The sequence below is a fragment of the Burkholderia sp. CpTa8-5 genome, from assembly GCF_017815045.1.
Lineage (GTDB): Bacteria > Pseudomonadota > Gammaproteobacteria > Burkholderiales > Burkholderiaceae > Burkholderia > Burkholderia sola.
In genome coordinates this window covers 66,889-77,452 of the sequence record NZ_JAGIQD010000028.1, presented here as the reverse complement: position 1 = coordinate 77,452, position 10,564 = coordinate 66,889, and the positions used below count along the sequence as shown (strand labels likewise).

The following is a 10,564-nucleotide window of genomic DNA, read 5'->3' as shown; positions in this document are numbered from 1 at the left end:
AATTCGCGGCGCAGCACGATGCCGTCGACCCGCGCGCGGACCTGCGCGACGAGGAATGCACTGGTGCGGCCCGGCAGGTCGGTGAAGACCGGTACGGCTTGCGGCTGGACGGTGACGACGCCGACTTCCGGCGTTTGCGGCGGCGGTGCCGATTCTTTTTTCCCGCACGCGGCCAGGAAAACGGCGGCCGTCGCGACAGTGATTAAGCGGTATGGAACCCGTTCGACGCGCATGGAGCGACCTCTGTGTATAACCAATGGAATAAGTGCCGCGCCCGAGCGGAGCGCAACACGGATGCGCCTCGCGGCGCTGATCGAACACCTGAATTACTGGACTGCTAGAGACTGCTGGATACAGCAAGTCGGCACGAGACCTCCGTGCCGACGGGACGCCGCGAACTGCGGACAAGTACTAGGGCGGGAATCAGCAGAGTGGGATATTAACTGATTGCCACTTGGGTCATTCGATCGTAGGGTGGTATTGTATATACATTCACGAATGTATGTAAAAAGCCCGTTTGTACGCCGCCGGCTGTCCAGTCTTACGAATTGTTACCGGAAGCAAGCATAGCCCGTCTGCATGACGGCGACGAGGGGTGGCGACCCTCTATTCACCGACGATCGATCCAATCAGGCCTGCACATGGTCAGACGTACCAAGGAGGAGGCGCTCGAGACGCGCAATCGCATTCTCGACGCCGCCGAACACGTGTTCTTCGAGAAAGGTGTGTCGCACACGTCGCTCGCGGACATCGCCCAGCACGCCGGCGTGACGCGCGGCGCGATCTACTGGCATTTCGCGAACAAGAGCGAACTGTTCGATGCGATGTTCAACCGCGTGCTCCTGCCGATCGACGAACTGAAGCGGATGCCGCTCGACGCGCCGGGCGGCAATCCGCTCGAGAAGGTGCGCCAGATCCTGATCTGGTGCCTGCTCGGCGTGCAGCGCGACCCGCAGCTGCGGCGCGTGTTCAGCATCATGTTCATGAAGTGCGAATACGTCGCGGACATGGAGCCGCTGCTCCAGCGCAACCGCGCGGGGATGAGCGAGGCGCTGCACATGATCGACGCCGATCTCGCGGTGGCCGTGGGGCTCAAGCTGCTGCCCGAGCGGCTCGATACGTGGCGCGCGACGCTGATGCTGCACACGCTCGTCAGCGGCTTCGTGCGCGACATGCTGATGCTGCCCGACGAGATCGACGCCGAGCAGCATGCGGAAAAGCTCGTCGACGGCTGCTTCGACATGCTGCGCTACAGCCCGGCGATGCTGAAGGACGGCGACTGACCGCGCGGCGCGTCGCACGCCCCGTCGCCGCGCAGGGTCAGGCCGCCTTCGCGCGCCGCGCGCGGGCCCGCCGGTTCGACGCGGCCACCGAATCGCGCGCCGGCATCGGCGCGCCGGCCAGTCCCGCGATCCACGCGTCGGTCGACATCACCGCCGCGAAATTCGACTGGAACACCACCCCGTACGCGCGGTGAATCTCTTCGGCGCTCACCGCGCCCGCTTCGTTCTCGTAGGGCAACGTGCCCGTCGCGTCGTTCAGGTACTCGACCTTCAGCCCCGCATGCGCCGCGTGATAGACCGTCGACGCATTGCAGTTGTGCGTCATGTAGCCGGCCACCGCGAGCGTGTCGATCCCGTGCGCGTCGAGCCACGCGGCGAGATCGGTGCCGGCGAACGAGCTTGCCTGCGCCTTCTCGATCCGATGCGCGTACGGCCGGCTCGCGACCACCGCGTGCAGCGCGACGCCGTCGCTGCCGGGCGCGAAAATCGGCGCGCCCGCCGGCGCGACGTGCTGCACCACGATCACCGGCACGCCGGCCGCGTGCGCGGCGTCGATCGCACGGCCGATGTTCGCGAGCGACACGTCGAGCGGCGGATATTCGATCGGCAGGTTGCCGGTCACGTATTCGTTCTGCACGTCGATCACGATCAGCGCGCGGCGGTTGGCGGGACGGGAAGCGGAATGCGAGGCGGCATTCGACATGGCGAGCTCCTGGTCGGGAGGCGCTGCCCCGCCCCGGAGCGGGGCGGCCAGCAGTGCGATGCAATGCATTGTCGGGCCGCATGGCGTGCGTCGATAGTGGCCCAATAGCCATTCTTCGATAAAATCGGGCCATCGCCGTTCCGGAGTCCGCCATGCCCGCCGTCGCCTCGTCCCCGTCCGCTCCGACCGTCGTCGCCGTGATCGCGTACGACGGCATCAGCCCGTTCCATCTGTCGGTGCCATCGGTCGTGTTCGGCAAGGAACGCGACGCGGCCGTGTCGCCCGTGTTCGAATTCCGCGTCTGCTCGGCCGAGCGCGGCCCGCTCGCGACCACGGGCGGCTTCACGATCACCGCGCCGTACGGGCTCGACGCGCTCGACGATGCGGACATCGTCATCGTGCCTTCGTGGCGCGACCCGGACGAAACGCCGCCCGACGCGCTGCTCGATGCGGTGCGCGCGGTCGCCGCGCGCGGCGCCGAGCTCGTCGGCCTGTGCCTCGGCGCGTACGTGCTCGCCGCGGCGGGGCTGCTCGACGGCCGCCCGGCCACCACGCACTGGGCGTGGGCCGACGATTTCGCGCAGCGCTTTCCGCGCGTGCGACTCGATCCCGACGTGCTGTACGTAGGCGACGGCAACCTGATGACGTCGGCCGGCACGGCGGCAGGCCTCGACTGCTGCCTGCACGTCGTGCGGCGACGCTTCGGCTCGGACGCCGCGAACCGGATCGCGCGCCGCCTCGTGATCCCGCCGCACCGCCAGGGCGGCCAGGCCCAGTACGTGCCGCAACCGGTCGCCGCGCACCCGCGCGATGCGCGGCTCGCGGGCCTGCTCGATTGGGTGCGCGCCCATCTCGACGCCGCGCATAGCGTCGATTCGCTCGCCGAACGCGTGCTGATGAGTCGGCGCACGTTCACGCGTCACTTCCGCCAGGCGACGGGCACGACCGTCACCGCGTGGCTGCAGGCCGAGCGGCTCGCGCGCGCGCAGCATCTGCTCGAAACCACCGGACAATCGATCGACGCGATCGCGCAGGCGGCCGGCTACGGCTCGAGCGTGTCGCTGCGCCAGCGTTTCGCGGGCGCGCTCGGCACGTCGCCGTCTGCATATCGAAGGGAATTTCGCGGCGCCGGCGCCGGTAACGACGCGGGACGGTGATACGCGCCGTGCGGGCGCGACGCAGGCCGTGACGCGGAACCGGGCGACCGCTCAGCCGCCGTTGAACCAGCGTGCCGCGTAAAGCAGCAGCGCGACGAACACGATCATCGCCGCCCAGGCCCACACGGGCACCGTGCCGGAATCGCGATGCCGGAGCGCGCTCGCCGCCCGCCCGCTCAGCGTACCGCCGAGATGCGGCGGCAGCGAACGCTTCGTCGCGGCCATCAGCGATGCCGGCCGCAGAAAGACATGCTGGCGTCGCTGCGCGGCGGCGCTCGCGCGATTCGGCGCGAGGCCGTGCTTCGCCTGCACGACCGCGCAGAACTCGCGGAAGAACGCGTCGGTCCATTCGCGCAGCGCATTGTCGATCTGCCGCCCCGGCAACTCCGCGAGCGGCCCGCTCGCCGTCGCCCAGACCACGTACTCGATGCGCGTGGCGGTCGCATCGTCATCCGGCATCAGCACGAGCTCGACCTGGCCGCGCAGCGCGCCGAGGCCGTCGGCCCGCGCCTTGAAGTTGAGCACGCGGCGCGGCTGCCCTTCCGCGTCGCCCTGTTCGGCGGCCGCATGCGCGCGCACGTCGTAGCGGGCGCGCAGCGGGCCCAGCGGCACCGTGATCGTCAGCGCGAACTCGCCGTGCGCGAGTTTCACGAACGATTCGCAATGATCGAAGCTCGCACGCAGCAGCGCGAGATCCTCCAGCGCTTCCCGCACGACAGGCGGCGCGAGCGGTACGCGTAACGTGTCGTTCAATTCCATGACGCCTCCCCGATGAACGCGCGCCGCATCAGGACGTCTCGACGAGACTGTCGACCCGTGCGACATCGAAGGCGACGTAGTGCGCGAGCACGGCGGCCGCCTCCTTCGGTTCTTCGTAACTCCATGCGGCGTTCTCGATCACGCCGTCTTCCGTCTGCAAGTCGAAATGCACGGCCTGCCCCCTGAACGGGCAGGCGGTCGTGACGCCCGATTTCACGAGCCGGCGCATGTTGACGTCGCTGCGCGGCAGGTAGTGGATGTCCGGGAGCCCCGCTTCACGCACGGTCAGCGCGCCGTGCGAATCGGCATAGGTGATGCCGCGATGGATCACGCGCACGCGATGACGGTTCGGCACGATTTCGAGTCGGGGGTCGGCTGCATCGGACATCGTTTCTCCTTCGGGCGGCCGCCAGGCCGGGCAGGAAACGAAAAAGCCACGGCACGCATGCCGTGGCTTTCATTATGGGCGAAACTTCGTCCGAGTGCGCGTCCCGGGCCCGGGCCGCGCGCGGGCGGCTACTGCGCACTCCACTGGAACGCGGCTTTCGCGCCGCCCTTCGCGCCGACCGTGACGGCGCGCGATTCGTCGCTGCCCTGGTACGACGCATGCACCGTATAGCGCCCCGGCGGCAGCTTCACCAGCATGTACGGCCCGCGCGCGTCGGTCGCCAGCACCTCGGTGCCCTTGCCGTCGACGATCCGGACATGGACGTCGGCCAGGAACTCGCCGCCCTTGCCGGTGAAGCGCAGCGCCAGCGGCCATGACGCCTCGTTACTCTGGAATGCCGTCGACTGGTCCTTGCCGATACCGCCCGACACATAGCTGATATCGCCTTGCTGGCTCGCGGCGGGCAGACCGTCCGACTGCGCGTACGCGCCGGTCGCACCGGCCGCGAGGCCGGCGGTCAGCGCCGCGGCGACGGCAAATCGGGACACGTTGCGTAGATGTTGCATGGCTCTCTCCTTGGGGTCGGAACACATACGGGGCGCAGCGTCACGCGATCGAGCGGCGGCGGCGCCCGCCGCGGCCGGCCGGGCCGGCCGTCGGCCGTGGCCGGTCAGCTCAGGTCGACCGGCACGAAGATCTGTGCATTATCGCGCTGGATCAACAGAGCAAGACTGTTGCCCGCGCCCTTCACCGCGTCGCGCAACTGCTCGGGGCTCGTGACCGGGCGGCCGTTCACCGCGAGGATCACGTCGCCGGGCTGGATGCCCGCGTTGGCGGCCGGCCCGCCGGCCTGCTGCACGATCAGCCCGTGCGACAGGTTGTCGGCGTTGCGCTCCTGCGGCGACAGCGGCCGCACCGCGACACCCAGACGACCCTGCTCGACCGGCCCGCCGTCGTTCGACGCGAGCTTCGCATCGGCCATCGCGCCGAGCGTCACGCTGATCGACTTCTTCGACTTGTCGCGCCAGATCTGCAACTCGGCCTTCGAACCCGGCTTCAGGTTCGCGATCTGCGCGGGCAGCGACGTCGAATCGGCGACCGGCGAGCCGTTGACCGACAGGATCACGTCGCCCGGCTGCAGGCCGGCCTTCGCGGCCGGACCGTTGGCGTCGACCGAGCTGACGAGCGCACCGTCCGGCTTCGGCAGCCCGAACGAGCTCGCGAGCGTCTGGTTCAGCCCCTGCACGGCCACGCCGAGACGGCCGCGGCTCACGTGGCCCGTCTTCACGAGCTCGTCCTTCACCTTGATCGCCTCGTTGATCGGGATCGCGAACGACAGGCCCTGGAAGCCGCCCGTCTGCGAGTAGATCATCGAGTTGATGCCGATCACCTCGCCCTGCAGGTTGAACAGCGGGCCGCCCGAGTTGCCGGGGTTCACCGGCACGTCGGTCTGGATGAACGGCGTGTAGTTCTCGTCCGGCAGCGCACGCGACTTCGCGCTGATGATGCCCGACGTGACCGTGTTGTCGAAGCCGTACGGCGAGCCGATCGCGACGACCCACTGGCCGACCTTGCTCTGCGCCGGATCGCCGATCTTCACGGTCGGCAGGCCGCTCGCGTCGATCTTCAGCACGGCGACGTCGGACTGCTTGTCGGAGCCGACGACCTTCGCCTTGTATTCGCGCTTGTCGGTCAGCTTGACCGTGACGACGTTCGCGCCGTCGATCACGTGCGCATTGGTGAGGATGTACCCGTCGGCGCTGACGATGAAGCCCGACCCGAGGCTCGCGCTCGGCTGGTCGTCCGGCTGCGCGTCGCCGCCCATGCCCGGCACCTGGCCGTAGAAGTGCTTGAAGAACTGGTAGAACGGGTCGCTCGGATCGATCGGCAGTTGCGGCTGCGGCGCGCGCCGCGACACCTGCTTCACGACATGCTTCGCGCTGATGTTCACGACCGCCGGGCCGTAGGTCTCGACGAGCCCGGAGAAATCGGGGATGCCGGTCTTGGCGGCGGCTTCGGCCGGCATCATGGCGGCCTGCGCGGGCGTGATGATCTGCGGATCGGCGCGGCGGGTACCGGCGAAATAGCCTGCCGACAGGGCGGCCGCCACGGCGACCGCGACGGTGCCGCGTGCAAGGAATCGGGTGTTCATCGTAGGACCTCCTCGTTGTTAGGACGCAGCGTAACGACCCTGACTTAAAGGAGGCTTAATCAGCCTTAAGCGGGGCTTAAGCGACCTCCGGCGCCGGGCCGGCCCCGCGTCCCTTCAGGCGGATTCGGAAGGCTGCGGCGCCTGGGCCGGCATCTCGGCATCGCGGAACACGACGCTGACGAGCAGGCCGCCCGCGGCCGCATCGCCGAGCGACACCGTCGCGCCCTGCTGCGCGGCCACGCGCTTGACGATCGCGAGCCCGAGCCCGCTGCCCGACACGTCGGTGCGCGCGCGCGCCGTGCTGTCGCGATAGAAGCGGTCGAACACGCGCTCGCGCTCGTCGGCCGGAATGCCCGGCCCGCTGTCGGCGATCTGCACGCACGCGCGGCCGGCCGCGTCGCGCGTCAGCGACACGTCGATGCGGCCGCCGTCCGGCGTGTACTTCACCGCGTTGTCGAGCAGGTTGCCGAACATCACGCGCAGCGCGCCGACGTCCGCGACGACGCTCGCCGCGCGCGTTTCCTCGAAGCCGAGATCGATGTCGTGCCGCTGCGCGAGCGGCGCATGCGCGGCCACGCATTCGGCGAGCAGCGCCTGCAGGTCGACCGGTTCGCGCATCGTCGCGCCGTCCGGCTCGGCGCGGGCGAGCGCGAGCAGTTGCTCGGTGAGGCGCGTCGCGCGCGACACGCCGTCCTGGAGATCCGCGATCGCCTCGCGGCGCGATGCATCGTCCTTCGCGCGCGCGACGAGCTGCGCCTGGATCTGCACGGCCGCGAGCGGCGTGCGCAATTCGTGCGCGGCGTCGGCGACGAACGCCTTCTGCGTGTCGAGCGCCGACGACAATCGCGCGAGCAGCCCGTTCAGCGCCCGCACGAGCGGCTGCACCTCGAGCGGCAGCCGGCCGTCGGGCAGCGGATCGAGCGCTTCCGGCCGGCGCGCCTCGACCGCGCGCGTCACGCGGCCGAGCGGCGCGAGCCCGCGCCCGACGATCCCCCACACGGCCGCGCCGAGGAACGGCAGCAGCACGATCAGCGGCCACAGCGTGCGCAGCGCGACGTTCGCCGCGAGCCGGTTGCGCACCGACAGCGGCTGCGCGAGCTGCACGACGTTGTCGCCGACGATCGCGCCGTACACGCGCCATTCGCCGCGATCGGTGCGCTCGGTCGAGAAGCCGAGCTCCGCGCGCGGCGCGATCGGCGCGCGCGGATGCGAGAAGTACATCAGCACGCCGTTGCGGTTCCAGATCTGGATCACGATGCCTTCGTCGCCGTTGGTGCGCGAGCCGAACACCTGCGAGAACGGCTCGGACGGCAGCGCCGCGGCGATTTCCTGCAGCTGGTAGTCGAACAGTTCGTTCGCCTCGGCGAGCGCCTGCCGGTAGATGAGCCAGCCCGCCATGCCCACGCCCGCGACCACGATCGCGAGCAGCCAGATCAGCAATTGATGACGAATCGACCGCACGCGTCAGCTTTCCTTGACGACCATGTAGCCGAGCCCGCGCACGTTGCGGATCAGGTCCGAGCCGAGCTTCTTGCGCAGCGCGTGGATGTAGACCTCGACCGTGTTGCTGCCGATCTCCTCGCCCCAGCCGTACATCTTCTCCTCGAGCTGGCTCTTCGACAGCACCGCGCCCGGCCGCGCGAGCAGCGCCTCGAGCAGCGCGAACTCGCGCGCGGACAGCGCGACGGGCGCGCCGTCGAGCGTCACCTGGTGCGCGGCCGGATCGAGCGTCAGCGCGCCGTGGCGGATCAGCGATTCGCTGCGCCCGGCCTGGCGGCGGATCAGCGCGCGCATCCGCGCGCCGAGCTCGTCGAGATCGAACGGCTTGACGAGGTAGTCGTCGGCGCCCGCGTCGAGCCCCTTCACGCGATCGGCGACCGCGTCGCGCGCGGTGACGATCAGCACCGGCAGCGCCAGCCCGCGCCCGCGCAGCGTGCGCAGCACGTCGATGCCGTCGCGCTTCGGCAGCCCGAGATCGAGCAGCAGCAGATCGTATGTCTCGCCGCCGAGCGCGGTGAGCGCGGCGTCGCCGTCCTGCACCCAGTCGACCGCAAAGCCGTCCGAGCGCAGCGCCTTGCGCACGCCTTCGGCAATCATTCGATCATCTTCGACAAGCAGAATCCGCATCGGGCCACGCATCCATGGGGCGAGTCAAACACGGCGACCATTGTAGCGCCGCGAATCGCGTGCGCGGCACCCTGCAATGCAACAGTAAGGCGGATTGCAAGGGGCGTGCCGCGACTTGTCTCTACAATGTGCGCTTCGGCGCCCCGCGCGCCCTGCCCGAGCCCCCGCTTTTCCCGTATTCGCCCATGCCGATTTCCGATCTTTCCGCCCGGTTCGCCCCTCGCGCCCGCGTCTGCCTGCGGGCGGCCGCCGTCGTCGCCACCTGCACCGCGCTCGCGTTCGCGCCGCCCGCGCAGGCCCGCAAGAAATCCCACAAGGAAGCGCGCAAGAGCGCCGTCGTGTCGCCGGCCGCACGCGCGGCCGGCCTGCCGGCATCGGTGCTCGTCGCGCTGCAGCGCGCGAAGGTGCCGGCATCGGCGATGAGCGTCGTGGTCGAGCGCGTCGGCGATCCGCAACCGCTGATCGCGTGGAATGCGAGCCGGCCAATGCTGCCGGCCTCGACGATGAAGCTCGTGACGACCTTCTCGGGCCTGTCGATCCTCGGCCCCGACTACCGCTGGCGCACGACCGCGTACACGGACGGCACGATCGATCCCGACGGCACGCTGCAGGGCAACCTGTACATCAAGGGCACCGGCGATCCGAAGCTCGTGCCCGAAGAGTTGATCGACCTCGTCGACAAGCTGCGGAAGGCCGGCGTCAAGCGCGTGGCCGGCGGCCTCGTGCTCGACAAGAGCTATTTCGCGGCGTCGACGCGCGACCTGCCGTCATTCGACGACGATGCAAGCGCGCCGTACAACGTCGGCCCCGATCCGCTGCTGTACGCATTCAAGGCCGTGTCGTTCACGGTCACGCCGGGCGACGACGGCAAGGTCGCCGTCGACGTGCTGCCGCCGCTCGCGGACCTGTCGATCGACAACCAGCTCGTCGAAGGCTCGGGCTCGTGCAGCGCGGCCGCCGCGGCCGCGCGCCCGACGCTGACCGCCGGCGGCGGGATCATGACCGCGTCGTTCGCCGGCGACTACCCGCTGCGCTGCGGCGCGCACACGACCAACCTCGCGATCCTCGATCACACGACGTTCTTCGCACGCGGCTTCCTCGCGCTGTGGCAGCAGGACGGCGGCACGATCGCGGGGCCCGTGAGCGAAGGCAAGGTGCCGACCACCGCGCGGCCGCTCGCCGTGCATCACAGCCCGGTGCTCGGCAGCATCGTCTACGACATCAACAAGTTCAGCAACAACGTGATGGCGCGCAACCTGTTCCTGACGATCGGCGCGGTCAGCGGCAAGCCGCCCGCGACGCCCGAGCAGTCGAGCCGCGCGATCCAGGCGTTCCTGCAGAAGAACGGCATCGCGATGCCCGATCTCGTGCTCGAGAACGGCTCGGGGCTGTCGCGCGAAGAGCACGTGAGCGCGCTGTCGCTCGCCGCGCTGCTGCAGGCCGCGAACGCGAGCCCGGTCGCGCAGGCGTTCGTCGATTCGCTGCCGATCGCCGGCATCGACGGCACGATGAAGAACCGCCTCACCAACGCGGGCGTGCTCGGTAACGCGCACATCAAGACCGGCACGCTGCGCGACGTGCGCGCGATCGCCGGCTACGTCGCCGGCGCGGACGGCCAGAGCTACGTCGTCGTCAGCTTCATCAACGACGATCGCGCGGAAGGCGCACGCGCCGCGCACGACACGCTGCTCGAGTGGATCTACGCGGGCGCGCACTGACGCTCCGCGCACCGCGCATCGGGCCGTCGTGACAACGCGGCCCGCGCTCCCGCTGCTCCGCGTCGCCCGCGAAATTTCGCGCTGCGCGGTTTGAAACGCCGCCGCCACCCTCGTGCAACGCGCTGTGCGCACGCCATGCCCGCAAAACGGGGCCGCACCGCCCGGCCCCGTGCAGTACGGATTCCGTAGAAACCCTGTCCTCAGAGGGAACCCTCTACGCTGCCCCCTCGCCTAGCGCGCGGCGATTGCGTAGGCTGTTGGCCTGACCGATATCTAC

At 69.6% G+C, this 10,564-nt stretch carries 10 protein-coding genes and 1 pseudogene; 3 read left to right on the top strand and 8 right to left on the bottom strand.

The features are described 5' to 3' along the window. A pseudogene (locus tag J8I35_RS29235) lies at positions 1 to 233 on the bottom strand (efflux transporter periplasmic adaptor subunit); the annotation flags it as partial. 408 nt (positions 234 to 641) lie between these two features. Here J8I35_RS29235 and J8I35_RS29230 point away from each other — a divergent pair. Next, the gene (locus J8I35_RS29230; RefSeq protein WP_209928304.1) at positions 642 to 1,283 is read left to right on the top strand and encodes a TetR family transcriptional regulator; all 642 of its coding nucleotides are present in this window, start codon (positions 642 to 644) and stop codon (positions 1,281 to 1,283) included. A 37-nt stretch (positions 1,284 to 1,320) separates the two neighbouring features. On the opposite strand, the gene J8I35_RS29225 is transcribed toward J8I35_RS29230, so the two are convergent. Then, positions 1,321 to 1,986, bottom strand: a complete 666-nt coding sequence (locus tag J8I35_RS29225) for a cysteine hydrolase family protein (RefSeq protein WP_209928303.1) — start codon at positions 1,984 to 1,986, stop codon at positions 1,321 to 1,323. 152 nt (positions 1,987 to 2,138) lie between these two features. On the opposite strand from J8I35_RS29225, the gene J8I35_RS29220 reads away from it, so the two are divergent. Beyond that, positions 2,139 to 3,143 (top strand): helix-turn-helix domain-containing protein, encoded by a 1,005-nt coding sequence (locus J8I35_RS29220; protein WP_209928301.1) that lies wholly within the window; start codon positions 2,139 to 2,141, stop codon positions 3,141 to 3,143. A 51-nt stretch (positions 3,144 to 3,194) separates the two neighbouring features. On the opposite strand, the gene J8I35_RS29215 is transcribed toward J8I35_RS29220, so the two are convergent. From J8I35_RS29215 to J8I35_RS29190, 6 genes are all read right to left on the bottom strand, one after another. Beyond that, complete coding sequence (locus tag J8I35_RS29215; protein ID WP_050014527.1) at positions 3,195 to 3,902, bottom strand: SRPBCC domain-containing protein; 708 nt, start codon at positions 3,900 to 3,902, stop codon at positions 3,195 to 3,197. Positions 3,903 to 3,930: 28 nt separating this feature from the next. Continuing rightward, positions 3,931 to 4,290, bottom strand: coding sequence for a DUF427 domain-containing protein (locus J8I35_RS29210; RefSeq protein ID WP_050014528.1), 360 nt, complete (start codon positions 4,288 to 4,290; stop codon positions 3,931 to 3,933). Between the two features lie 128 nt (positions 4,291 to 4,418). Further along, positions 4,419 to 4,856, bottom strand: a complete 438-nt coding sequence (locus tag J8I35_RS29205) for a carboxypeptidase-like regulatory domain-containing protein (RefSeq protein ID WP_089488778.1) — start codon at positions 4,854 to 4,856, stop codon at positions 4,419 to 4,421. Between the two features lie 104 nt (positions 4,857 to 4,960). Next, positions 4,961 to 6,442, bottom strand: coding sequence for a DegQ family serine endoprotease (locus J8I35_RS29200; RefSeq protein ID WP_089488779.1), 1,482 nt, complete (start codon positions 6,440 to 6,442; stop codon positions 4,961 to 4,963). A 114-nt stretch (positions 6,443 to 6,556) separates the two neighbouring features. Next, positions 6,557 to 7,903 (bottom strand): ATP-binding protein, encoded by a 1,347-nt coding sequence (locus J8I35_RS29195; protein ID WP_050014534.1) that lies wholly within the window; start codon positions 7,901 to 7,903, stop codon positions 6,557 to 6,559. Positions 7,904 to 7,906: 3 nt separating this feature from the next. Then, the gene (locus tag J8I35_RS29190) at positions 7,907 to 8,569 is read right to left on the bottom strand and encodes a response regulator (RefSeq protein ID WP_050014536.1); all 663 of its coding nucleotides are present in this window, start codon (positions 8,567 to 8,569) and stop codon (positions 7,907 to 7,909) included. Positions 8,570 to 8,754: 185 nt separating this feature from the next. Between J8I35_RS29190 and dacB the strand changes: the two genes are divergently transcribed. Then, positions 8,755 to 10,287, top strand: a complete 1,533-nt coding sequence (gene dacB, locus J8I35_RS29185) for a D-alanyl-D-alanine carboxypeptidase/D-alanyl-D-alanine-endopeptidase (protein WP_050014537.1) — start codon at positions 8,755 to 8,757, stop codon at positions 10,285 to 10,287. Positions 10,288 to 10,564: the final 277 nt, after the last annotated feature.